This is a genomic window from Actinokineospora pegani (genome assembly GCF_009745975.1).
Taxonomy (GTDB): domain Bacteria; phylum Actinomycetota; class Actinomycetes; order Mycobacteriales; family Pseudonocardiaceae; genus Actinokineospora; species Actinokineospora pegani.
Window position 1 is genome coordinate 1 of the sequence record NZ_WHOL01000082.1, and the last position, 21,808, is coordinate 21,808.

The 21,808-nt window shown below is 71.6% G+C and carries 31 protein-coding genes and 1 tRNA gene; 16 read left to right on the top strand and 16 right to left on the bottom strand.

The genetic code is table 11. From position 1 onward, the window contains the following. The first annotated feature begins 79 nt into the window (after window positions 1-79). Entirely contained in the window at window positions 80-970 is an 891-nt protein-coding gene (locus tag GCL84_RS13220) for an IS982 family transposase (RefSeq protein WP_156755756.1), read from the top strand. A gap of 16 nt (window positions 971-986) precedes the next feature. Here the strand turns inward: GCL84_RS13220 and GCL84_RS13225 are convergent, their stop codons facing one another. Further along, window positions 987-1,463, bottom strand: coding sequence for a GNAT family N-acetyltransferase (locus tag GCL84_RS13225; RefSeq protein ID WP_156755801.1), 477 nt, complete (start codon window positions 1,461-1,463; stop codon window positions 987-989). Next, window positions 1,460-2,320, bottom strand: coding sequence for a 3-hydroxyacyl-CoA dehydrogenase family protein (locus GCL84_RS13230; protein ID WP_197523214.1), 861 nt, complete (start codon window positions 2,318-2,320; stop codon window positions 1,460-1,462). The genes GCL84_RS13225 and GCL84_RS13230 overlap by 4 nt, the downstream gene beginning before the upstream one ends. Before the next feature lie 74 nt (window positions 2,321-2,394). On the opposite strand from GCL84_RS13230, the gene GCL84_RS13235 reads away from it, so the two are divergent. Further along, on the top strand, window positions 2,395-3,060 hold the full coding sequence (locus GCL84_RS13235; RefSeq protein ID WP_156755759.1) for a histidine phosphatase family protein: 666 nt from the start codon (window positions 2,395-2,397) through the stop codon (window positions 3,058-3,060). On the opposite strand, the gene rpmF is transcribed toward GCL84_RS13235, so the two are convergent. Together rpmF and GCL84_RS13245 are read right to left on the bottom strand one after the other, a co-directional pair. Further along, the gene (gene rpmF / locus GCL84_RS13240) at window positions 3,051-3,212 is read right to left on the bottom strand and encodes a 50S ribosomal protein L32 (RefSeq protein WP_156755760.1); all 162 of its coding nucleotides are present in this window, start codon (window positions 3,210-3,212) and stop codon (window positions 3,051-3,053) included. The two genes, GCL84_RS13235 and rpmF, sit on opposite strands and share 10 nt — an antisense overlap. Continuing rightward, a complete protein-coding gene (locus GCL84_RS13245; RefSeq protein ID WP_156755761.1) occupies window positions 3,212-3,460 on the bottom strand; it encodes a type B 50S ribosomal protein L31 in 249 nt (82 codons plus the stop codon). Before GCL84_RS13245 ends, rpmF begins: the two co-directional genes overlap by 1 nt. A gap of 130 nt (window positions 3,461-3,590) precedes the next feature. Here GCL84_RS13245 and rpmB point away from each other — a divergent pair, with 130 nt between their 5' ends. The 5 genes from rpmB to GCL84_RS13270 all read left to right on the top strand — a co-directional run bounded on the left by rpmB (window position 3,591) and on the right by GCL84_RS13270 (window position 6,233). After that, window positions 3,591-3,827, top strand: a complete 237-nt coding sequence (gene rpmB / locus GCL84_RS13250; RefSeq protein ID WP_156755762.1) for a 50S ribosomal protein L28 — start codon at window positions 3,591-3,593, stop codon at window positions 3,825-3,827. Continuing rightward, window positions 3,827-3,991: a 50S ribosomal protein L33 gene (gene rpmG / locus GCL84_RS13255; protein WP_156755763.1), complete on the top strand. Its 165-nt coding sequence runs from the start codon at window positions 3,827-3,829 to the stop codon at window positions 3,989-3,991. The genes rpmB and rpmG overlap by 1 nt, the downstream gene beginning before the upstream one ends. Continuing rightward, entirely contained in the window at window positions 3,991-4,296 is a 306-nt protein-coding gene (gene rpsN / locus GCL84_RS13260) for a 30S ribosomal protein S14 (RefSeq protein WP_156755764.1), read from the top strand. The genes rpmG and rpsN overlap by 1 nt, the downstream gene beginning before the upstream one ends. Then, on the top strand, window positions 4,293-4,541 hold the full coding sequence (gene rpsR, locus GCL84_RS13265) for a 30S ribosomal protein S18 (protein WP_156755765.1): 249 nt from the start codon (window positions 4,293-4,295) through the stop codon (window positions 4,539-4,541). The genes rpsN and rpsR overlap by 4 nt, the downstream gene beginning before the upstream one ends. A 156-nt stretch (window positions 4,542-4,697) precedes the next feature. Beyond that, on the top strand, window positions 4,698-6,233 hold the full coding sequence (locus GCL84_RS13270; protein WP_235926210.1) for a GGDEF domain-containing protein: 1,536 nt from the start codon (window positions 4,698-4,700) through the stop codon (window positions 6,231-6,233). 210 nt (window positions 6,234-6,443) lie between these two features. On the opposite strand, the gene GCL84_RS13275 is transcribed toward GCL84_RS13270, so the two are convergent. From GCL84_RS13275 to GCL84_RS13290, 4 genes are read right to left on the bottom strand one after another with little or no spacing between them, the layout of a single operon-like run. Next, entirely contained in the window at window positions 6,444-6,854 is a 411-nt protein-coding gene (locus GCL84_RS13275) for a hypothetical protein (RefSeq protein WP_156755766.1), read from the bottom strand. Next, window positions 6,851-7,921, bottom strand: coding sequence for a molybdopterin-dependent oxidoreductase (locus GCL84_RS13280; RefSeq protein WP_156755767.1), 1,071 nt, complete (start codon window positions 7,919-7,921; stop codon window positions 6,851-6,853). The genes GCL84_RS13275 and GCL84_RS13280 overlap by 4 nt, the downstream gene beginning before the upstream one ends. Before the next feature lie 4 nt (window positions 7,922-7,925). Beyond that, window positions 7,926-8,582 (bottom strand): TIGR04282 family arsenosugar biosynthesis glycosyltransferase, encoded by a 657-nt coding sequence (locus GCL84_RS13285; protein WP_156755768.1) that lies wholly within the window; start codon window positions 8,580-8,582, stop codon window positions 7,926-7,928. Continuing rightward, window positions 8,579-9,256, bottom strand: coding sequence for a glycosyltransferase family 2 protein (locus GCL84_RS13290; RefSeq protein WP_156755769.1), 678 nt, complete (start codon window positions 9,254-9,256; stop codon window positions 8,579-8,581). Before GCL84_RS13290 ends, GCL84_RS13285 begins: the two co-directional genes overlap by 4 nt. Before the next feature lie 88 nt (window positions 9,257-9,344). Here GCL84_RS13290 and GCL84_RS13295 point away from each other — a divergent pair, with 88 nt between their 5' ends. After that, window positions 9,345-10,724 carry a hypothetical protein gene (locus GCL84_RS13295; protein ID WP_156755770.1) on the top strand — a complete coding sequence of 460 codons (1,380 nt, stop codon included), beginning with the start codon at window positions 9,345-9,347 and terminating at the stop codon, window positions 10,722-10,724. A gap of 1 nt (window position 10,725) precedes the next feature. Here the strand turns inward: GCL84_RS13295 and GCL84_RS13300 are convergent, their stop codons facing one another. Further along, window positions 10,726-11,781 carry an NAD-dependent epimerase/dehydratase family protein gene (locus GCL84_RS13300; RefSeq protein ID WP_156755771.1) on the bottom strand — a complete coding sequence of 352 codons (1,056 nt, stop codon included), beginning with the start codon at window positions 11,779-11,781 and terminating at the stop codon, window positions 10,726-10,728. A gap of 89 nt (window positions 11,782-11,870) precedes the next feature. Between GCL84_RS13300 and GCL84_RS13305 the strand changes: the two genes are divergently transcribed. Continuing rightward, window positions 11,871-12,362, top strand: a complete 492-nt coding sequence (locus GCL84_RS13305; RefSeq protein ID WP_156755772.1) for a MogA/MoaB family molybdenum cofactor biosynthesis protein — start codon at window positions 11,871-11,873, stop codon at window positions 12,360-12,362. 291 nt (window positions 12,363-12,653) lie between these two features. On the opposite strand, the gene GCL84_RS29245 is transcribed toward GCL84_RS13305, so the two are convergent. From GCL84_RS29245 to GCL84_RS13325, 5 genes are all read right to left on the bottom strand, one after another. After that, window positions 12,654-12,824 carry a hypothetical protein gene (locus GCL84_RS29245; protein ID WP_197523215.1) on the bottom strand — a complete coding sequence of 57 codons (171 nt, stop codon included), beginning with the start codon at window positions 12,822-12,824 and terminating at the stop codon, window positions 12,654-12,656. A 4-nt stretch (window positions 12,825-12,828) separates the two neighbouring features. Next, window positions 12,829-13,284 (bottom strand): large conductance mechanosensitive channel protein MscL, encoded by a 456-nt coding sequence (mscL, locus tag GCL84_RS13310; RefSeq protein WP_156755773.1) that lies wholly within the window; start codon window positions 13,282-13,284, stop codon window positions 12,829-12,831. 42 nt (window positions 13,285-13,326) lie between these two features. Then, window positions 13,327-13,914 carry an SAF domain-containing protein gene (locus GCL84_RS13315; RefSeq protein WP_156755774.1) on the bottom strand — a complete coding sequence of 196 codons (588 nt, stop codon included), beginning with the start codon at window positions 13,912-13,914 and terminating at the stop codon, window positions 13,327-13,329. 123 nt (window positions 13,915-14,037) lie between these two features. Further along, window positions 14,038-14,424, bottom strand: coding sequence for an FmdB family zinc ribbon protein (locus GCL84_RS30955; RefSeq protein ID WP_156755775.1), 387 nt, complete (start codon window positions 14,422-14,424; stop codon window positions 14,038-14,040). 103 nt (window positions 14,425-14,527) lie between these two features. Continuing rightward, a complete protein-coding gene (locus tag GCL84_RS13325) occupies window positions 14,528-15,136 on the bottom strand; it encodes a 5-formyltetrahydrofolate cyclo-ligase (RefSeq protein WP_197523216.1) in 609 nt (202 codons plus the stop codon). Window positions 15,137-15,161: 25 nt separating this feature from the next. Between GCL84_RS13325 and GCL84_RS13330 the strand changes: the two genes are divergently transcribed. The 5 genes from GCL84_RS13330 (at window position 15,162) to GCL84_RS13350 (ending at window position 19,077) form a co-directional block, all read left to right on the top strand. Further along, a complete protein-coding gene (locus GCL84_RS13330; protein WP_156755777.1) occupies window positions 15,162-16,046 on the top strand; it encodes a UTP--glucose-1-phosphate uridylyltransferase in 885 nt (294 codons plus the stop codon). Between the two features lie 28 nt (window positions 16,047-16,074). Next, window positions 16,075-17,298: a molybdotransferase-like divisome protein Glp gene (gene glp, locus GCL84_RS13335; protein WP_156755778.1), complete on the top strand. Its 1,224-nt coding sequence runs from the start codon at window positions 16,075-16,077 to the stop codon at window positions 17,296-17,298. A 50-nt stretch (window positions 17,299-17,348) separates the two neighbouring features. Next, window positions 17,349-17,999, top strand: a complete 651-nt coding sequence (locus tag GCL84_RS13340) for a GNAT family N-acetyltransferase (RefSeq protein WP_235926212.1) — start codon at window positions 17,349-17,351, stop codon at window positions 17,997-17,999. A gap of 170 nt (window positions 18,000-18,169) precedes the next feature. Next, window positions 18,170-18,949 (top strand): divisome protein SepX/GlpR, encoded by a 780-nt coding sequence (gene sepX, locus GCL84_RS13345; protein WP_156755780.1) that lies wholly within the window; start codon window positions 18,170-18,172, stop codon window positions 18,947-18,949. Window positions 18,950-19,004: 55 nt separating this feature from the next. Then, window positions 19,005-19,077: transfer RNA gene (locus GCL84_RS13350), tRNA-Ala, on the top strand. Window positions 19,078-19,148: 71 nt separating this feature from the next. Here GCL84_RS13350 and GCL84_RS13355 read toward each other — a convergent pair. Further along, window positions 19,149-19,778, bottom strand: a complete 630-nt coding sequence (locus GCL84_RS13355; protein ID WP_156755781.1) for a TetR/AcrR family transcriptional regulator — start codon at window positions 19,776-19,778, stop codon at window positions 19,149-19,151. Between the two features lie 104 nt (window positions 19,779-19,882). On the opposite strand from GCL84_RS13355, the gene wzt reads away from it, so the two are divergent. Further along, window positions 19,883-20,638 carry a galactan export ABC transporter ATP-binding subunit Wzt/RfbE gene (wzt, locus tag GCL84_RS13360; RefSeq protein ID WP_156755782.1) on the top strand — a complete coding sequence of 252 codons (756 nt, stop codon included), beginning with the start codon at window positions 19,883-19,885 and terminating at the stop codon, window positions 20,636-20,638. Here wzt and GCL84_RS29250 read toward each other — a convergent pair. Next, complete coding sequence (locus GCL84_RS29250; RefSeq protein ID WP_197523221.1) at window positions 20,635-20,916, bottom strand: hypothetical protein; 282 nt, start codon at window positions 20,914-20,916, stop codon at window positions 20,635-20,637. The two genes, wzt and GCL84_RS29250, sit on opposite strands and share 4 nt — an antisense overlap. Between GCL84_RS29250 and wzm the strand changes: the two genes are divergently transcribed. Further along, entirely contained in the window at window positions 20,878-21,777 is a 900-nt protein-coding gene (gene wzm / locus GCL84_RS13365; RefSeq protein WP_407924389.1) for a galactan export ABC transporter permease subunit Wzm/RfbD, read from the top strand. The genes GCL84_RS29250 and wzm overlap by 39 nt on opposite strands. Window positions 21,778-21,808: the final 31 nt, after the last annotated feature.

Below are 21,808 nucleotides of genomic sequence, written 5' to 3' on the forward strand. Positions count from 1 at the left end.
CCTAGATGAGTGATTCCGTGAAGGTGGTGTGAGGCGGGTCGGTGTCACCGCGTGGGAGGAGGGTGTTCAAGATCAATGTGTGACGAAAGAACTGAACACCCTCCTGACCGCACTCTACGTGCTCATCGATGACCATGTCGTGCCGCCCCGCACCGGGCGTGGCCGCCGACCAGTGTTGACCGACAGTGAGCTGATCACCCTGGCCGTGGCCCAGGTGCTGCAACGTCACCACAGTGAACGCCGCTGGATCCGCCACATCCGGACCAACCCCGCATGGCGGGAGATGTTCCCCGCGATGCTCACCCAGTCCGGCTACCACAAACGCCTGAAAACAGCGCAACCATTGCTGTGCAAGGCGATCATGACCCTGGCCGCGTGCTGCCCGTCGTGGTTCGACGACCTGTGGATCACCGACGCCACCCCCGTGCCCTGCGGCATGTCCCGGGAAACGGTGAAACGCTCCGACCTGGCCGGACACGCCGGCTACGGCTACTGCGCGTCACACTCCCGGTGGTACTGGGGCCTCAAGCTCTACCTCGTCTGCGCCGGCGACGGGATGCCGATCATGTGGTGCCTGGCCACCCCGAAACTCGGCGAACGCGAAGTCCTCGCCGCCCTGCTCGAACGCGACCACCACCTCATCCGCGAAGGCCAAATCCTGCTGGCGGACAAAGGATTCGCCGGGAAAGCCTTCAAGAACCCGACCGAAGCCATGGGGCTTGACCTGCTGCGCCCCGACCGCAAGGACGAGACCTACCGCAACGGCAACCTCGGCGGCATCCGCCAACGCATCGAATCGGTCAACCAGACCCTCAAAGGCCAACTCGACCTCGAAGCACACGGCGGACGCACCCCCGCAGGGGTGTTCACCCGCATCGCCCAACGCCTGCTCGCCATGGCCACCGCCATCTGGCACAACTGGAACACCGGCCTGACCAGCAAACGATCACTGACCACCTACGACCACTAACACCAACTTCACGGAATCACTCATCTAGGTCTGCCTCGGTGCCTGGTCGGACCTCGATGTTCGAGCGGGGGGTGGTGGCGAGAGCGGCCAGGGGGATGACGGCTTCCTCGCGGATGCCCGCGCGCTCCCAGCCGCGCTTGCGGTAGGGGGCGGTGACGTACGGGTAGAGCGCGGAGATGGACACGCCCTGCTCGCGCATGGCGATCAGGGAGGCGTCGAGCATCGCGCCCGCCGCCCCGCGCCCACGGGCGTGCGGGGCCACGGCGACGCTGGCGATGCCGCCCATCGGGACCGCGTTGCCGCCGAAGAACTGCCGGTAGTGCCAGGTGTTGGTGAAGCCGACGAGCGCGCCGTCCAGCTCGGCCACCACCGCCGAGAAGCCCTCCAGGTCGTCGGCCCAGGACGTGTCGACCTCGCGGGGGCCGCCGAAGGCCAGCCGCCGCAGCCGGTAGGCGTCGGCGGCGTCCTCGGTGCGGAAGGGGCGGACGGTCACCACGTGAAGAACCCTTGACCGCTCTTGCGGCCCAGTTCGCCCTTCGCGACCTTGTCGCGCAGCAGTCGCGGCGGGGTGAAGCGGTCGCCGAGCTCGCGCGTCAGGTGTTCGGCGATCGACAGCCGCACGTCCAGGCCGACCAGGTCGGTCAGCCGCAGCGGGCCCATCGGCCAGCCGTAGCCCAGCCGCATCCCGGTGTCGATGTGCTCCGGCGACGCCACGCCCTCCTCGACCATGCGGATGGCCTCGAGCCCGACCGCGACGCCGAGGCGGCTGGTGGCGAAGCCGGGGGAGTCGCGCACCTCGATGACGGTCTTGCCCAGCGCCTCGGCCCAGCCGCGCACCCGCGCGAGCCGTTCGGCGGGCAGCCCGGCGTGGTGCACCAGCTCGACGAGCGCCTGCACCGGCACGGGGTTGAAGAAGTGCATGCCGAGCACGCGCTCGCCGGGCAGCCCCCCGGCCAGCGCGGTGATCGACAGCGACGAGGTGTTCGACGCCAGCACCGCGTCCGGGCACGCCTTCGCGACCTCGCCCAGCACCCGCTGCTTGAGCGCGATGTCCTCGGGCACGGCCTCGATGACCAGGCCCGTGTCGGCGGGCAGGTCCGCCAGGTCCACGACGGTGGTGAGCCTGCCGAGCAGGTCGGCCGCGGTGGCGCCCTCGGGCAGCTTGCCCCGGTCCTGCGCCTTGCCGACGCTGGCCGCGACCGCCGCGCGCCCGGTCTCGGCCCGCGCCGCGTCCGCCTCGGCCAGCACCACCGCGCTGCCCGCGGCGAGGAAGACGTGCGCGATGCCCGCGCCCATCGTGCCCCCGCCGATCACCGCGACCCGCGGTGGAACCGCCAGCTCGTCACTCACCGCTGAGTCCTCCTCCGTTGGCTGCGCACCTTCTTAGCAGCAGCCGCGCCGGGAGGCCGTGTGAGTATTGCGGCATGCGGATCATCCTGCTGCGCCACGGCGAGAGCCTGGGCAACGTCGACGAGCTCGCCTACTGCCGAACCCCCGACCACGCCCTGCCGCTGACGCCGCTGGGCGAGGAGCAGGCCGTCGCCGCGGGCGAGGTGGTGCGCGGGCTGCTCGGGTCGGAGCCGGTGGCCGCGTACGTCAGCCCGTACCGCAGGGCCGTGCGCACCTTCGAGCTGCTCGGGCTGGACTCGGTCACCCGGTACGTGCCCGAGCCGCGGGTGCGCGAGCAGGACTGGGGCAACCTGCAGGACCCGACCGAGCAGGCGGAGCAGAAGAAGCTGCGCCACGAGTACGGGCACTTCTTCTACCGGCTGCCGCACGGCGAGTCCGGCGCGGACGTCGACGACCGGGTGGCCAGCTTCCTGGCCGAGCTGCGGGACCGGGTGGCCCGCGAACCGGGCCACCCGGACACCGTGCTGATCGTCTCGCACGGGCTGACCACCCGGCTGCTGTGCCGCCGGGCCTTCTCCTGGTCGATCGACCTGTTCGAGTCGCTGTCGAACCCGGTGCACTGCGACATCCGGGTCCTCACCGCCACCGGCGACCAGTGGTCGCTCGACAGGCCGTTCGAGCAGTGGCGCGCCTCGCCCGACGGGACGACCCAGGCGCGACCGCGGGACCGTCAGAGGTAGCCGCGCTTGTAGGCCGCCACCAGCCGCCGGGGCACCATGAGCTGCTTGCCCTCGACCGTCCGCACCGGGACCAGGTCGGGCACGGCGGCCTTCCACTGGGCCCGGCGGCTGCGGGTGTTGGACCGCGAGGTCTTGCGCTTGGGGACGGCCATCAGCGCTTCCTCCCGTACCGCTGGTAGAACCGCTCGACCCGGCCCGCGGTGTCCATGACCCGCTGGTTGCCGGTCCAGAACGGGTGCGAGTCCGACGTCACGTCGACCACGATCAGCGGGTAGGCGTTGCCGTCCTCCCACTGCACGGTCCGCTCGGAGTTCGCCGTCGAGCGGGTGAGGAACTGCTTGCCCGTCGACTGGTCCTGGAAGACCACGGGGCGGTAGTCGGGGTGGATTCCTGGTTTCACATCTGCTCCCGGTCTGGTCGTCGGTGGCTCGTACGTCACCTGTAACGACAACCATTGCCAATTTCTTCCCGCCGAGGCTACCCTCCTGTCGACCGTTGTTGAAAACGATTACCACTGTCAAGGAGGTCACATGTCGGCGATCTGCCAGGTCACCGGCCGGACTCCCGGCTTCGGCAACCGGGTATCGCACTCGAACCGGCGCACCAAGCGGCGGTTCGACCCGAACATCCAGAGCCGCCGCTACTGGCTGGCCTCGGAGCGGCGGTGGATCACCCTGCGGGTGTCCACCAAGGGCATCAAGGCCATCGACAAGAACGGCGTCGAGTCCGTCGTGGCGCGGCTGCGCAGGCAGGGGGTGCGGCTCTGATGGCCCGCAACGACATCCGCCCGATCGTCAAGCTGCGCTCCACCGCGGGCACCGGCTTCACCTACGTCACCCGCAAGAACCGGCGCAACGACCCCGACCGCTTGGTGCTGCGCAAGTTCGACCCGGTGGCGCGCGAGCACGTCGACTTCCGCGAGGAGCGCTGATGGCCAAGAAGTCCAAGATCGCCGCCAACGAGCGCAGGAAGGTCGTCGTCGCCCGGCACGCCGAGCGCCGCGCCGAGCTCAAGGAGCTGATCCGCAAGCCGTCCACCCCGGACGACCAGCGCGAGGCCGCCGTGCGCGAGCTGCGGCGGATGCCCCGCGACGCCAGTGCGACCCGGGTGCGCAACCGCGACGTCGTCGACGGCCGCCCGCGCGCCTACTACCGGGCGTTCGGGCTCTCCAGGGTGCGGCTGCGCGAGATGGCCCACCGCGGCGAGCTGCCCGGCGTGTCGAAGTCGAGCTGGTGACCGCCGTGCCCAACCCCTCCGCGAGGCGGCTGCCCGGCAAGCGCAAGCGCAACCCGCTCAAGCTGGGCGAGGTCGTCGACTACAAGGACGTCGAGCGGCTGCGCACCTTCATCTCCGACCGGGGCAAGATCCGCGCCCGCCGGGTCACCGGGCTCTCCCCGCGCCAGCAGCGCCAGGTGGCCACCGCCATCCGCAACGCGCGGGAGATGGCCCTGCTGCCGTACCCGCGTCCCGGCCGGACGTGAACGCCGCGCTCGGGCGGGACGCCCTTCTCCCGCCCGAGCAGGCGGAAGGCACTACTCCGAACGGGTCACGACGGTACGGCCTTGTAGCCTGCGCGCGACTGTGTTGCATAGCACGAACCGGCCTCGTGGGCGGTGTTCGGGGCGGTGGGGCGGACGGTGTTGGATCGGGGCGGTTGGGCGCGCGACGGCGCGGGGCGGCGTGGCGTCGGGCCAGGTGGGACTGGTCCCGCGCCGGACGAGGACGCCGCGGCCGAGGCGCTGCGGGTCGACCGCGAGGTGCGGATGCTCATCGACGCGGGCCGCACCGAGGCCGCCAACGCCCTGTTCGACCAGCTCGTGTCCAAGGTCCCGCCCAATCTCGCCCCCTGGACCAGGGCCGCGGTGCTCACCCGGCGCGCGGTCGCGGCGTGGCGGCTGCGGCGCATCCCGCTGGCGCTGGAACTGGCCGCCGAGGGCTGGAGCGACATCGACGTCGAGCACCCGCGCGGGTCGTTCGCCGCGGACACCCTGGGCAGGCTCGGCTACCTGCTCGAGGGCATCGGCCACCGGCGCGCCTCGCTGGAGATCACCCGGCTCGCGGTCGCGGTGGCCCGCTCCGGCGACGACGTCGAGGTGCTCGCGCACGCCCTGCAGAACCTGGGCGGCACGCTGAACTTCCGCGCCTGCGACCTGCCCGCCGACGACGCCGAGGTGGTGTTCCGCGAGGCGCGCGAACTGCTCACCGAGGGCTTGGCGCTGGCCCCCGACGAGCGCATCCACCTGGCGCTGACCGCCGCCCTCGGCGCCTCGCTGGCAGGCCTCGACGACCTGGCGCAGGCTGAGCGCACCGCCCGGCGCACCCTGGAGGTGGGCGGTGCGGAGGACAACCGGTGGGCCATGTCGGTGGCGCACTGGGTGCTCGCCACCGTCCGCCGCAAGCAGGGCCTGCTCGCCCAGGCCGTCGAGTTCGGCCGGGCCGCGGTGGACGACGCCGAGGCGGTCCAGGACCCGTCGCTGGTGCAGCGCTACTCCCAGGACCTCGCCGACACCTGCCACGCCCACGGCGACACCGAGGGCGAGGCCGACGCGCTGCGCCGCAACATCGGCGCCCGCCGCACCGCCCAGGAGACCCTGCAGGAGGGCCTGGCCCAGGCCCTCGACCAGCGACGGCTGGCCATCCGCGCCCAGCGGCTGGCCACCGCGGCCCAGGAGGCGGCCGAGCGCGACCCGCTCACCGGCCTGGCCAACCGCCTCGGCCTGGAACGCGCCGCGCCGCACATGCTCAACCACGCCAAGTCCGCCGCACGCACCCCCTGGCTCATCCTCATCGACGTCGACTGGTTCAAGGCCGTCAACGACGCCGCGGGCCACGCCGCCGGGGACGCCGCCCTCCGCGAGATCGCCACCGTCCTGCGCGCCGAGTGCCGCGTCGGCGACCTCATCGCCCGGTGGGCAGGCGACGAGTTCGTCGTCCTGCTGACCCACCCGACCCAGGAGGACCTGGTCATCGGCCCCACGGTCGCCGAACGCATCCGCGCCGCAGTGGACTCGCACGACTGGACCTCGGTGCTCGGCGCGGTCCAGCACCCCACGGTCAGCGTCGGCGTCGCGACCGGGCGGCTGGCCTTCGAGCGCCTGTTCGCGAGCGCTGACCACGCCCTGTACGAGGCCAAGCGCAAGGGGCGCAACCGGGTTGAGCACTACGGGGCCTGACGGGCCGCTGCGGGCTGGGGATCGCCGCGGAGTTGTCCACAGGCATGATCGACTTCGGGGTCAAGACGGGGTTTCGCCGGTAGGATGGGCTGAGGGGCCGCCCCCAGTGGAGTGGTGGGGTTTGGTGTCGCGCGGGGTGCTGCGGCGTGGGGGTGCTCTGGCGTTGGGGTGGGCAGGCTGGGATTGGTGGCGCGGGGCGGTGATCGCGCGTTACGGGGTTGGGCGGCGTTTGCTGGTGATCAGGCCTGTTGTGGCGGCGACCAGCCAGACCACGCCGAGGGCGATGAGCAGGCCGGTGGCGTAGTCGCGGTCGTGCAGGCCCGGGTTGGTGGGTACCCCGAAGGGGTGCCACAGCAGGGGGATCGCGAGCAGGACCAGTACCGCTGTCGCCGCGGCCGCGGCTTTGACCGCTGTGTGCCAGGCCGGTGGCAGCACGCGGGTCAGGAGCAGGGCGGTTCCGCCGACGATGGGGGCGACCACGGCGTCGTGCAGGACCGGGCCGCCGACGAAGATGGCCAGGCTTTGCCAGGTGTCGCGCCAGGAGGCGGTGGCGAAGTCGACGGCCAGCCAGCTGCCCCAGGCCAGGGCGGCCAGGCCGAGTGCGAACAGGGCGGCCCTCATGCGATCACCTCGATCCGGGTGACCCACTTGGTCTGCAGGACGCCGGGCCTGCTGGGTGCGATGACCCGGCACGGGTAGCCGTGGTCGGGGCTGAGCTGTTCGCCCGCCACCCGCAGGGCCAGCAGCGTTCGCTCGTCGCGCGTGTGGGTGCCGGGCAGGACGCTCCTGCTGTACAGGCCCGCCTTCTCCAGCGACGTCACGCGCACGTCCGCGCCGGGCTCGGCGCCGCAGCGGCGCAGCAGTTCGGCCACCCGCACCCCGCCCCACTGCGCCGACGCGCTCCACCCCTCGACGCAGGCGATGGGCAGCTCCTCGGTGGCCTGCGGCAGCGCGGCCAGCTCGTCCAGGGTGAACGTGCTGGTCCGGTCCCCGGCGACGACCTCCAGCCGCCACCCGTCCGGGACCTCGATGCCCGCCGCGGCCGCCGTCCGGTTCACCGGGAGGTCCGCGGTGGAGCGGTGGGCGAGGACCGAGACCCGGCGCAGCAGCGGGATCGTCGCCCCCGCCGTGGCCACGAACGCCACGCCCGCGGTGAGCGCGGTGGTGCGCAGGAAGCGCCTGCGATCGGGGTTCGGGGCCGCGGGCTCGTAAGCGCGCTTGATGATCGGCAGCTTCACCGCCACGTGCACCAGGACCGAGCCGATGGCGATCCACGCGACGGCGTAGTGCGCGGTCGGGAAGTAGAAGCCCCACAGGTAGTTCTGGGCGATGTTGAACAGCCCGGTGAACAGCTCGAAGAACGCCGCCCCGATCAGCACCAGGATCGACAGGCGTTCCAACCCGTGCAACGCCGACCGCACCGCGGGCCGCTCGAACAGCTTCGGGTAGACGCTCCACAGCTTGGCCAGCAGCAACGGGATCGCCACGATGCCGGAGAGCACGTGCGTGCCCTGGGTGACCCGGTAGAGCCAGGCCGGGCCGCTCGGCCAGGCGAACCACGGCTGCGGGTGCTGGATCAGGTGGCTGAGCAGACCGGTGAGGAAGCACAGCCCGAAGGCGATGCCCAGCCAGCTACCCACCCGGGCGGCGACCCGCTCGTGGTGCGCCGCTGAGGCGAAACGGGGCATGCGCTCAGACCGCCAGCGCGGCCACGGCGCGGGCGAACCGGCCGCCGGGGTGTCGCGCGGCGACGCGCAGCGCGTCCCCCATGGTGTCCACATCGTACAGCATGGGCAGCTCCCGCAGGCGCACGCCCGCGTCGGCCAGCGCCGCGACGGTCAGGTCGCCGGTGTCGGCCCGCGACATCGGGACCGTGGCCAGCGCCTTGGCCTGCCTCGGGTCGCGCAGGCCCAGTCCCCACCAGCCGCCGTCGAACGCCCGGCCGAGCGCGCCGTCGCTGTCGCGCAGCGCGTCGAGCGCCTCGGTGAGCAGCTCGGGGCTGACCTGGGGGGTGTCCATGCCGATCTGGAACACGGCCTCGTCGGGGAAGGCGTCGGCGAGGTCGGCGTGCGCGCTCGCCAGCCGCTCGGCGAACCCGTTGCCGTGCTGGTCGAACACCGTGCACCCGGTGAGCAGGTCCATGACCTCCGCGCCGCGCTGGGCGCGGCGCAGGTCGCCGGTCATCGCCACGACCGGGTGCGCGCCGGGGGTGGCCAGCACGGCGTCGAGCGTGTCCAGCAGCGCCGCCGCGGCGATGTCCGCGGCCTGCTCCTCGGTGGCGGGTGGGGTCAGCCGGGTCTTCGCCAACCCGGGCACCGGGGCCTTCGCCACCACCAGCAGGCAGGTCATCGCGGTCCTCTCGTCTCGCGCAGCACGCGCAGCATGTCGCGGATCGCGCGCGCGGTCCCCTTGACCGACCCCGAGACCTTCGAGCGCGTGCCCTGCGTCCTCGGCCGGTAGGCCACCGGCGCCTCCCGCACGACCCAGTCCGCCTGCGCGGCGCGGATCAGCAGTTCCAGCGGGTACCCGAAAGCGCGGTCGGCCACCCCCAGGTCGAGCAGGTCGGCGCGCCGCACCGCCCGCGCCGGGGCGATGTCGGTGACGGGCAGCCCGCGCCCGCGCAGCAGGGCCGCCAGCACGGCGTTGCCCGCCCGCGCGTGCCACGGCCAAGCGCCCCGGCCGACCGGCACCCGCTTGCCGACGGCCAGCCGTGCCCGGCCCGCGACCACCTCGGCCACGAGCTTGGGCAGCTCCCGGGGGTCGAGCGAGCCGTCCGCGTCGAGGAAGCAGACGATCTCGGCGGTGGCGTGCTCGAGGCCGGTGTGCACCGCCGCGCCGTAGCCCTTGCGCGGCTCCACGACGACCTTCGCGCCGTGCGCCGCCGCGACCTCGGGCGAGCCGTCGGTGGACCCGTTGTCGACGACGATCGCCCGGTAGCCCTCCGGCAGCGCCGTCAGCACCCCGGGCAGCGCCAGCGCTTCATCGAGGCACGGCAGCACGACATCGACCCCACCGGCGTCCATGTGGCCAAAGTATGCCCGTTCGGCGTTCTCGGCTTGACGGGGTGCCGTCGTCACCCGGGTGTGCGGCGGCGGCGGTAGGTTGCCGGGCATGGTCGCTGATCCACCCGCCCCCGCCGAATCCAGCACAGCCGCACCGGCGCGGGCCGTCCGGGCGGACGTGCTGGCGGCGGTGGCGGCCCTCGCGCTCGTGGGACTGGCCGCCTGGGTCGGGTTCGCGTGGGACCTGCGGCTCTACGGGTCCGAGCACTTCCCCGGGGCCCCGGACACCTTCGGCGAGTGGCCGGTCCTCGCGGAGTGGTTGCCGCACCTGGGGATCGGGACGCCGATGGCCGTCCTGGTCGCCGTCGCCGGGGTGACCTGGGGGCCGTCGCTGGCCGCCCGGCTGCCGTGGCGGTGGGCGCTGGGCGCGGGCTACGCGCTGGCCGTCGCGTGGACGTTCTCGCTGGCGCTCATCGACGGCTGGACGCGGGGCATCGCCACCCAGTTGACCTCGCAGGACGAGTACCTGGCCGCGGTCCCGGGGATCACCGACATCCCGGCGATGCTGGACTCGTTCGCCCGCCGCATCCTCGACTACCAGCCGGACTCGTGGATCACCCACGTCGCCGGGCACCCGCCCGCCATCACCGTCCTGTTCGTCTGGTTGGACCGGATCGGCCTCGGCGGCGGGGCGGTGGCCGGGGTGCTGTGCATCCTCGTCGGGGCGCTCGTGGCCGTCGCCGTCCCCGCGACCCTGGCCGTGCTGGGGGACCGGGAGCGGGCCCGCGCGGCGCTGCCGTTCGTCGCGCTGTTCCCCGGCGCCATCTGGATGGGCGTCTCAGCCGACGCGCTGTTCGCGGGGGTGACCGCGTCCGGCGTGGCGCTGCTGGCCTTCGGCGCCACCCGTTCGCGCTGGTGGGCGTGCCTAGCCGGCGGTGTTCTGCTGGGGTACGGCATCTTCCTGTCCTACGGGCTGATACTCATGGGTGTCGTCGCGCTGGCCGCCGTGCTGGCGGCGCGAAGCTGGAGGGCGCTGGCGTGGGCGCTCCCGGGGGCGGTGGCCGTGGCACTGGTCTTCCTGGCCGCCGGGTTCTGGTGGCTCGACGGCTACCACCTGGTCGTCGAGCGGTACTACCAGGGCATCGCGTCCGCGCGCCCCTACGGCTACTGGGTGTGGGCGGACCTGGCGTGCCTGGTGCTCGTGCTGGGGCCCGCCACCGCCGCCGGGCTGCGCCGCGCCACCGTCTCCGGGTTCCTGCGGCCGTGGCCGTCGGCGACGGTGGCGATGGCGCGGGCCGGGGTGCTGGCGGTGATCGCCGCCGACCTGTCCGGGCTGTCCAAGTCCGAGGTCGAGCGGATCTGGCTGCCGTTCGCGGTGTGGGTGGTGGCCGCCTGCGCCCTGCTGCCCGCCAAGTCGCACCGGTGGTGGCTGGCCGCCCAGGCCGCGCTGGCGCTGGCGGTCAACCACCTGTTCTTGACCAACTGGTAGGTCAGGCCCGCGGCGGCTCCCGCAGCGGGGCGGTCGCGAACTCCTCGACCCCGGCCTCGAAGCCCACCTGCGCCTCGAACCCCAGCACCTCCCGCGCCGCGGCGGGGTCGGCCACGACGTGGCGCACGTCGGCCGGGCGCGCCCCGCCGACGATCCTGGGCCGCGGCCCGGCGCACGCCCTGGCCAGCTCCCTGGCCATGTCGCCGACGGTGTGCGGGGTGCCGGAGCAGATGTTGACCGGCGTCAGCGCCCCCTCGGTCCCGGCCCGCTCGCAGGCCAGCACGTTGGCCAGGGCCACATCGGCGACGTGGACGAAGTCGCGCCGCTGGTTGCCGTCCTCGAGCACCGTCGGCGCCTCGCCCCGTTCCAGCGCCGACCGGAACAGCGACGCCACCCCGGCGTAGGGGGTGTCGCGGGGCATCCGGGGGCCGTAGATGTTGTGGTAGCGCAGCGCCCACACGTGCCCGCCGGTCTGCCGCGCCCACGCCGAGGCCAGGTGCTCCTGCGCCGCCTTGGTCGCCGCGTAGGTGCTGCGCGGGTCGATCGGCGCGTCCTCGGGCACCAGCTCCGAGACCAGCGCCGCCCCGCACACCGGGCACGGCGGCTCGAACTCCCCGGCGTCGACCGCCGCCTGCCGCCGCGGCCCCGGCCGCACGATCCCGTGCTCGGGGCAGGAGTACCGCCCCTCCCCGTAGACGACCATCGAGGAGGCCAGCACCAGCCTGCCCAGCCCCGCCTCGTGCATGGCCGCGAGCAGGACGGCGGTCCCGTAGTCGTTGTGGCTGGCGTAGACGGGCGCGTCCGACGGGTCGACCCCGTGCCCGACCACCGCCGCCTGGTGGCACACGACGTCCACCCGGTCCAGCAGCGGCCGCAGCACGTCGACCTCGCGCACGTCGCCGACCACCAGCTCGTGCTCACCCACCCACGCCGGAACCCCACCGTGCGCCTGCGGCAGCAGGTTGTCCAGCAGCACCACGTCGTGGCCCCGCTCACGCGCCAGGTCGGCCACGTGCGACCCGACGAACCCGGCTCCCCCGGTGATCAACACTCGCATGCCCGCAGACGCTATGCCCACGCCCGCCATCGCGCTAGACGGGTGAACCTGCCACCCCGCGACCGCCCCAGGGCGGCTAGGTTGGTGCCATGGAACGCAACGCGCAGCGGCTGGGTCGGGCTCTGGTCGTGATCGTGGACGACCGGGTGGCCCACCAGGAGCACGAGGACACCGTCGGTCCCCTGGTCACCGAACTGCTGGAGGAGGCGGGCTTCATCGTCGACGGCGTGGTCCCCGTCGAGGGCGAGACCGTCGCCATCCGCAACGCGCTCAACACCGCCGTGATCGGCGGGGCCGATCTGGTGGTCACCGTGGGCGGCACCGGCGTGTCTCCGCGCGATGTCACACCGGACGCGACCCAGGGCGTGCTGGACCGGCCCATCCCGGGTATCGCGGAGGCGCTGCGGTCGTCTGGTCTTGCGGCTGGGGCTGTTGACGCTGGGGTCTCCCGGGGGTTGGTCGGGGTCTCGGGTAGCACGCTCGTGGTGAACCTGGCGGGATCGCGTTCCGCTGTTCGGGACGGTATGGCGACGTTGTCTTCGCTGGTGCCCTATGTGATCGGTGAGCTTTCGGGTCTTTAAGAGCCGGATTTTTGGCTTGGGTGGCTCGTGGGGGTGGATCGGCTTGCCCGGGCCCCTGCGGCGATCATGCGCTTGGGAGGGGAAAGGAGGGGCTGAAAAGACGCCCCTCCCACGCAGCCGGCTGAGCACATGATCGCCTCCCCCGGACAAGCCGATCCACCCCAACGAGCAGTAGACGTTGCCGGCTGGCGGTTTTCGGGGTGGGCACGCTGCCGCAAAAGCGGAGCTGGGCGGCGGTGTGGTGGGTGGGCGTGCTGCTTTGAAGCTGGTGGGTGGGTGAGCGCTGAGTTGTCAGCCGCCGTGGTGGGGTGGGCGGTTCTCCTCGTACCAGGTGTCGTCGTCCTTGGGGCGGGGGGTGGGCTCCGGGCGGTCGTCGCTGGTCGTCTCGGGGAGGACGTCGCCGAAGATCTCCTCGAGGGTGGGCCTGCGGCGGGGGTGGGGTCGGGGGTCCGGGGTGTTCATGGCCTCACTCGGTCTCGCGGCGCAGCGGGGGGAGTTGGGTGGTCTGGGCGCCGGGGGCGGTGGCGGTTTGCTGGCGCAGGAGGTCGCGGATCTCGGTGAGCAGTTCGACGTCGGTCGGCTGGGCGGGGCCGGGCTCCTCGCCGCGCCTGCGGCGCTCCTGGAGCCTCTTCATCGGGGTCACGATCAGGAAGTAGACGACGGCGGCGACGAGGACGAAGTTGATGACGGCGTTGATGACCGCGGCGAAGTCCAGGAAGGTCTTGTCGTTCGACGTGATGATCTTGAATCCGAGGCCGTCGGCGAAGTGGGTGCCGCCGACGGAGTTGATCAGGGGCTGCATCAGGTTCGAGGTGACCGTCGTGACCACGTCGGTGAAGGCGGTGCCGATGATCACGGCGATCGACAGCTCGACGACGTTGCCGCGCATCAAGAAGTCCTTGAAGCCCTTCAGAACACTCATGCTGGTCTATCCGTCCATTCTGCTCGGTGGTATCCCCGCGGCCTAGCGGAGCGTAACGGCGACTGGACCCCGCAACGTGGCCGCCGCGACCAGTCGCGCCGTCTCCGGCGGGACCGCCAGCAGGACCAGCGGCCCGGCGTCGTCCTCGTCCGGGCCCGACCGCACGGTCAGCACGACGACGTCCTCGGCCACGGCCACCGGCGGCGCGCCGGGGTCCGGCTCGGGCACGACGTCGACCCGGGCCCCCGGCCGCAGCAGTCGGGCGACCGCGGGGTCCGCCGGGCGCACCGGCACGGCGGCGCCGGGGCCGGACGCGTCCAGCAGCCGGGCACCGGTGATCGGCTCGCCCCGCGCGGCCGCGCCGGTCAACACCCGACCGGCCACCTCGGCGGGATCGGTCAGCGCGTCGTCCGGACGCAGGTCGGGCGGGGCGCGGACGACGCGGACGTCGGTCGGCGACAGTGCCGCTCCAGCCGACAACGGTACCGCGCTCACCAGGTAGGGCACGGCCTCGGTCCCGTCGGCCGGGGACAGCGCGATCAGCACCGCGGCGGCCACCAGGCACAGCGCGGCGGCCCGCCGCAGGGCTGTCCAGGGCAGGCGGGCGCGCAGCGCGGAGAAGGCGGACATGGGGGGCTCCCTACGTCGGATCGGCTTGTGCCATCGACGTTAGGGAGCCTGCGGGGGCTCGGCCAGGGGGTCGGCCGAGCTGTGGATGGATCAGGCGCTTGTGGACAACTCGGCCGCGCGCGGCTAGGAGGCCTTGGCCGGGCTGGCCGACGCCGTGCTCGTCGACGAGCCGGACGATGTCGAAGCCGACGAGCCCGATCCGGTCGACGAGGACGCGGCCGAGTCCGCCGACTTCGTGGCGGTCGAGGAGGACTCCGAAAACTTCTCGGTCTTCTCGGTCTTCACGGCCTTCTCGGACTTCGCGGCCTCGCCCGTCGCGGGCGTCGTCGAGCTCGACCGGCTGTCGTTGCGGTAGAAGCCGCTGCCCTTGAACACCACGCCGATGGAGCCATACAGCTTGCGCAGCTTGCCTGCGCACTCCGGGCACTCGGTCAGCGAGGCGTCCGAGAAAGACTGCACCGCCTCGAAGCGGTGCTCGCATGCCGTACAGGCGTACTGGTACGTGGGCACGGGCGCTATCCCTCCAACACTGGCACTCATCAGGTGAGAGTGCTAACACATGATTCTGCGACACCATCCGCCCGGCGCGCAAACATAGTGGCGGCACGTCACATCAGCCCAGCTTGAGCAGCCCTCGACCGGGGGTCAGCACCGCGGTCATCGTCACGTCGTGCTGCTCGGCGGGCAGCACGTCGAACAGCTCCGGGTCCCGCACGACCGCCACCAGGGGCGTGTCCTGCGCCGCCCCGACCAGCGACCGGTCGTAGTACCCGGCGCCGCGCCCGAGCCGGGTGCCCGACCGGTCCACCGCCAGCGCGGGCACCAGCACCACGTCGGCGATGCGCAGCGCCATCTCGCCCAGCCGCTCCCCGATCGGCTCGCGCAGCCCGTAGGGCCCCGACCGCAGGTACTCCCGGCCGTCGTACCAGGCCCAGTCCAGCGGCCCCCGGCCGCTGACGATCGGCAGCAGCACCCGCACCCCGGCCTCGGCCACCTCGTCGAGCATCTGCACCGACCCCGGCTCCGACCCGATCGGCACGTAAGCGCACAGCGTCTGCCCCCGCCGGACCACCCGCCCGCTGGTCAACTGGGCTGTGAGCTGCATCGCCTCGCTGAACCGGGTGGCCGCGGGCACGCGCCTGCGGTGCGCGAGGAGGGCGCGGCGCCATTGGTCCTTGGTCCACGCGCGCGTCGCTTCGAGATCACTCCCAGGGCCGGACACACCAGTGAGGTTAGGCTCCCTGTCCATGAGCGCGTCCACCGCATTCACCACCGCCATAGTGCCCGCAGCAGGCCTCGGGACCCGTTTCCTGCCCACCACCAAGGCCGTCCCCAAGGAGCTGCTGCCGGTCGTGGACACCCCCGGCATCGAGTACGTCGCGGCCGAGGCCGCGGAAGCCGGGGCATCACGCCTGGTCATCGTCACGTCACCGGGCAAGGAGTCGGTCGCCGACTACTTCCGCCCGCGCCCGGAGCTGGAGGCCACGCTCGAGGAACGCGGCAAGACCGCGCTGCTGGACAAGGTGCGCCGCGCCCCCGGCCTGCTCGCGGTGGAGACCGCGCTGCAGGAGAAGGCGCTCGGCCTCGGCCACGCCGTCGGCTGCGCCGAGCCCAACCTCACCGACGCCGACGAGGCCGTGGCCGTGCTGCTGCCCGACGACCTGGTCCTGCCCACCGGCGTGCTGGCCCGGATGGCCGCCGTGCGCGCGGAGAAGGGCGGCACCGTGCTGTGCGCCTTCGACATCCCCAAGTCCGAGATCTCCGCCTACGGCGTCTTCGACGTCGAGGACACCGGCGACGACGACGTCAAGAAGGTCAACGGCATGGTGGAGAAGCCGCCAGCCGACCAGGCCCCGTCGACCTTCGCCGCGGCCGGCCGCTACCTGCTCGACCGGGCGATCTTCGACGCGCTCAAGCGGATCACCCCGGGCGCGGGCGGCGAGCTGCAGCTCACCGACGCCATCGCCCTGCTGATCGCCGAGGGCCACCCCGTGCACGTGGTCGTGCACCGGGGCGGACGGCATGACCTGGGCAATCCTGGGGGTTTCCTGCGTGCCGCCGTGGACTTTGCCCTCGACCATCCGGAGTATGGGCCCAGCCTCCGCGAGTGGCTGCGCGCGCGGATCGGCTAGAGGGACACAGGACGGCACGGGGTAGGCGATGAGGTCAGTCGACGAGCAACTGAGCCGGGCGCTGGCCGCCGCGGTGCGCCCGGCGCCGGTGCGGGTGGCGATCTCCGAGGCGCAGGGTCTGCTCTGCGCGGAGGAGGTCGTCGCCGAGCGCTCGCTGCCAGGGTTCGACCAGGCCGCGGTGGACGGGTACGCGGTGCGCAGCATCGACACCCAGCCCGCCAACGGCGGGGAGGTGCAGCTACCGGTCGTCGGCGAGATCGCCTCCGGGTCCCGGCAGCCGCGCAGGCTCCAGCCCGGCCAGGCGGTCCGGGTGGCCACCGGTGCCCCGCTGCCCACCCTCGCCGACGCCGTGCTGCCGCTGGGCTTCACCGACGGCCACCACGCCAAGGTCACCGTGCACACCCCGGTCCCTTCCGCGGCCTACGTCCGGCGGACCGGGGAGGACGTGCAGACCGGCGACGTCGCGGTGCGCCGCGGCTCGATCATCGGCTCGGCCCAGGTCGGCCTGCTCGCCGCCGTCGGCCGGTCCAAGGTGCTCGTCTACCCCAGGCCCCGGGTGTCGGTGATCTCCGTCGGCGACGAGCTCGTCGACGTCGACCGCACCCCGGGCCAGGGGCAGGTCTACGACGTCAACTCCTACGCGCTGGCCGCCGCGGCCCGCGACGCGGGCGCCGAGGTCAGCCGGGTCGGCATCGTCTCCAGCGACGTCAAGCGGTTGCGCGAGGTCGTCGAGGGCAGGCTGAACCAGTCCGAGATCGTGGTGATCTCCGGCGGGGTCGGCGGCGAGCTGGCCGAGGAGGTCCGCTCGGCGATCGCCGAGCTGGGCGACGTCGACATGACCAGGGTCGCCATGCACCCCGGCTCGGTGCAGGGCTTCGGCCGCCTGGGCCAGGACGCGGTCCCGACGTTCCTGCTGCCGGGCAACCCGATGAGCGCCCTGGTGGTGTTCGAGGTCATGGTCCGCCCGCTGATCCGCGCCACCCAGGGCAAGCGCAACCCGCACCGCCGCGTCGTCGGCGCCCGGCTGCTCTCGCCGCTGACCTCGACCAAGGCCCGGCGCGGCTTCGTGCGCGGGCAGCTCCTGCGCGACGAGACCAACGGCGAGTACCTCGTGCAGCCGCTCGGCCAGTCCGGCTCGCACCTGCTGGCGTCGCTGGCCGAGGCCAACTGCCTGGTCCTGGTCGACGAGGACACCGTCGAGATCTCCGTGGGCCAGGAGGTCCAGGTCAGCTTCCTCGCGCAGCGCGGGTAGCGCGTGCCGCACACGACGGGGTGGTCTCGGCGGAGGGGGCTGGGCCGGTGGTGAGCCAGCAGGCGCTGGGCAGGCACCCGGGCTGGCCCGCCACGCTGGGGCCGGTGCGCGTGCCGTCCGGCCAGGTGGCGCTGCGCGGGCCGCGCCTGCTCGACGCCGCCGCGTGGAGCAGGGCCAGGATGCGCGACCACGCCTACCTGGAGAACTGGGAGCCCACGACCCCGGGCACCTGGGCCGAGCGCAACGGCCAGTTCGCCTGGCCCTCGCAGTGGTCGGCGCTGCGGTCGCTGGCCAGGCGCGGGATGTCGCTGCCGTTCGTGATCACCGTCGACGGCGCGCTGGCGGGCCAGCTCACCATCGGCAACGTCGTGCGCGGGGCGCTGTGCTCGGCCTGGGTGGGCTACTGGGTCACCTCCGCGCAGGCCAGGGGCGGGGTGGCCACGGCAGCGGTCGCGCTGGCTGTCGACCACTGCTTCCAGCGCGCGGGCCTGCACCGGATCGAGGCCACCGTGCGCCCGGAGAACGCGGCCAGCCTGCGGGTGCTGGAGAAGCTGGGCTTCCGGCACGAGGGCCTGTTCCGCCGCTACCTCGACGTCGCCGGGGACTGGCGCGACCACCTCTGCCTGGCGCTGACGGTCGAGGACGCGCCCAAGGGCCTGGTCAACGGACTCGTGGCGGACGGCAGGGCGACCTTGGCGTGATCTCCGGCAATAACCCGAAGTACTTGTTTAATGCGGCCCGTTACGGGGAATGGTCGACCGGCGACAACCCGAACGGGCGAGTTACTCCGGCGCGCCTCCGTCGCACGTGTGACTGTTGTGACTAACGTGGCGTACGAAGTCCTCGGAGCAAGTCAAGGGGGGTGCCGGGCATGCCGACTTCACTGATCGTGGTCGCGTTGGTGGTCGCATGGCTGGTCGTGCTCGTCCCGATGGTCGTGCGCAAGCGGCAGGAGATCGCCAGGACCGCCGACTCCACTCTCGCCTCACGTGTGGTCCGCAGCGGGTCGGCGGTCGACGCCGCGCCCGAGACCGACAGCACCCGGGAGGACCTCGCCGTGGAGCGCACCATGGACCGGATCGAACCCGAGGAAGACGGCTTCACCTACACCGACGACTTCGCCGAGGACCCGGAGGAGTTCGCCGAGTCCCGCAGGCACCGCCCCGGCCGCGGCGGCTTCGACCCGGACGCCGCCGCGCGCGCCGCCAAGGCCAAGTACTCCTTCCGGCAGCGGGTCGTGCTCTTCACGATCCTGGCCGCCCTGGTGACCCTCGTGGCCGCCCTCGTCGCCTCCCCTGTCCTGTGGATCGCCCACGGCGCGGTCGACCTCGCCTTCATCGGCTACCTCACCTACCTGCGCCGCCAGGTGCGCATCGAGGAGGAGGTGCGCCAGCGCCGCTACGCCCGCATGGTCGCTGCCGTCGCTGTCCGCCGCTCCCACGCCCACCCGGTCGAACCCGACCTCGACGACACCGAGGACATCGACGACGTCGACTTGGAGTACGAGGAGCCCCGCCGCACCCCGGTCAAGGCCGTTCCCCGCCTCGTCCACCCCGGCGCCAACGCCGTCGACCTCGACGACGAAGACCCCTGGTTCGACGAGCTGGGCGACCCCGGTCTGCTGCCGTACCGACGGGCCGTGGGGGAGTAGGCACCCGCTTGTCGTCCGTGCTCGGGGGGCTGATACGCTCTTCGAGCACGAACAAGGGGCTGTAGCGCAGTTGGTAGCGCGTCTCGTTCGCATCGAGAAGGTCAGGGGTTCGATTCCCCTCAGCTCCACAACAGGTTGACTATGTGTTCTCGAAACCCTCGCCGCGTATTGGCGGGGGTTTCGCCTCTTCTACCCCACTTCAACTTTGGGGTGACCTCAGGTAGGCAAGCGCTATTTCCGTCGTCTCGGTCGCCCAAGTGTCCCAGGACAAGCCGTCGGGCCACAGGTGGGAGGTGGCGGCGCGGTGCACGCAGGAGCCGATGATGGTTCGGGCGACCATCGCGCAGGCCTGTGGGCCGTCCGGTCGGGGGATCTCCTTGGTGCACAGGTGTGCGGCAGCGGCGAAGGCCTGCTGGATGCCGGCCAGCGCCTCCATGCCGCGTCCGCGTCCGTCCGCGCTTTGGCCGTCCAGCAGTTCTGGGAAGATTCGGCCGTGGCGCGAGAAGGTGTGTGCCAGGGCCAGGGTGAAAGCTCCTATTGTCGCTTTCAGTTCGGGTGCCGCCGAGTGGAGTGCCTCCTCGACGCTGGTTTCCAGGTGTCCGAGCAGTTGGTCTTTGACGGCGTACAGCAGCCGCTCTTTGCTTGAGAAGCGGCGGTAGATCGCCCCCACCGACACCTCCGCCCGCTCGGCGACCGCCGCGATGGTGAACCTCTCGGACCCTTGAGTGGCCAGCACGTACTCGGCGGCGGCGAGGACCTTCTGCAAGGAAGCGCGACTGCGCGCTTGTTGAGGGGGGCTGAACCCCTGCTCGACACGCTGCTGACTCACCGTTCGCACACTACCTCTGGTTCTCAAGGGGCTTGGCCGTCGCGTCGATGCGAATGGTAATATGCATTCGCATCCGATCTCAAGGCGATGGGAAGGCCGCAAGTATGGTGAGCATCGAGGTGCGAGGCGCCTACGTCGATTTCCCGATCTTCGACGCTAAGACCCGGTCGCTGAAGAAGCAGGTCCTCGGCAAGGTCGGCGGCAAGATCGGCACAGGGGCGAAGGTCCCGATCATCGAAGCCCTGCAGGACATCACCCTCAGCCTCGGTGAGGGCGACCGGGTCGGTCTGGTCGGGCACAACGGCGCGGGCAAGTCGACTCTCCTGCGGATGCTGTCGGGCATCTACGAGCCGACGCGGGGTAGCACCAGGGTGGTCGGCAAGGTCGCGCCTGTGTTCGACCTCGGCGTCGGCCTGGACCCCGAGGTCTCCGGTCGTGAGAACATCCTGATCCGGGGGTTGTTCCTGGGTATGACCCGCAAGCAGATGGAAAAACGGATGGACGACATCGCGGAGTTCACCGAGCTCGGCGACTACTTGAACCTGCCGCTGCGCACCTACTCCGCTGGGATGCGGGTGCGGCTCGCCCTCGGCGTGGTGACAACCATCGACCCCGAGATCCTGATCCTCGACGAGGGCCTCGGCGCGATTGACGCCGCTTTCCTCGCCAAAGCTCGAGAACGTCTCGTTGACCTCGCTCGACGCTCCGGCCTTCTCGTGTTCGCGTCCCACTCCGACGAGCTGCTGGCCGAGCTGTGCACCACTGCCATCTGGATGGACGAGGGCCGGATCCGGATGACCGGCTCTCTGGGCGACGTCTTGGCGCACTACAAGGGCAGGGTCATGGCGGGCAACGCTTAGGGCGTGTCCGCGACGAGAGTGGCTGCGTGCACATCCTCGACGTACCGCCCCTCCACCATGAGCTGCTGGAGCCAGGCATCTCCGTCCCCGCAGGTAAATCGGTGGAAGACGTCCCGGAAGGCGGCGCGGACGCCTGGGGCCATCCGCGCTCCGTCGCCGCACACGTACACCTTGGCGCCGCGTTCCAGCAGCGCCCACACCTCCTCGGCCTCGGCGGCGATGCGGTGTTGGACGTACAGGTGGCCGTTCTCGGGTTCCAGGCTGAACGTGGGCCGCATCGACATCCAGTTCCGCCAGGTGCAGGTAGTCCAGCTCGCGCCCGTCTTGGCTGGCAGGACATTAAGCAGCGGTACCGCCGTTCGGTGATCGGACCGTTCTGGATCACCATCAGCCAGGCGGTCATCGCGCTGGGGCTGGGTCTGTTGTATTCGCAACTGTTCAACTCGCCTGTCCAGGTGTTCCTCCCGTATGTGGCAACCGGTTTCATCTTGTGGGGGTTCATCAACGGTTGCCTCGCCGAGGGGATGGAGACGTTCATCGCCAACGAGGGGTTGATCAAGCAGCTTCCGGCCCCGTTGAGCGTGTACATGCTGCGCACGGTGTGGCGGCAGACGCTGCTGCTGGCACATAACATGATCGTTTTCGTCGGCATCGTCGCCATCTTCTTCAGCGCACTGGACATCCCCTACTCGTTGGGTGATGCCAACGGTCTCTGTGCAGGTTCCGGGTTCTGCCACCCTGGATTGAGCTGGAGTGCGCTGCTCGCTGTTCCTGGCTTCGTCCTGCTGGCGCTCAACGCGGGCTGGGTGACGTTGCTGCTGGGCATCGTCTCAGCCCGGTTCCGCGACATCCCGCAGGTGGTCAACTCACTGACCCAGTTGCTGTTCTACGCCACGCCGATCGTCTGGCCGGTGGACCAGTTGCTGATGGGCGGTGCCCGGGACAACGTCTCGTGGGCGCTCCCGATCATCCAGCTGAACCCGCTGTACCACTTCATGCAGATTGTGCGGGCACCCCTGCTCGGGCAGACGTTCACGCTGGGCAACTGGATCGTGGTCGGCTCCGTTACCGTCGTTGGCTGGGCGCTCGCAGTCGTAGCCATGCGCAACTACCGAGACCGCGTCTCATACTGGGTGTGAAGCTCGTTGATCGAGCTGCCCACTATTCGCC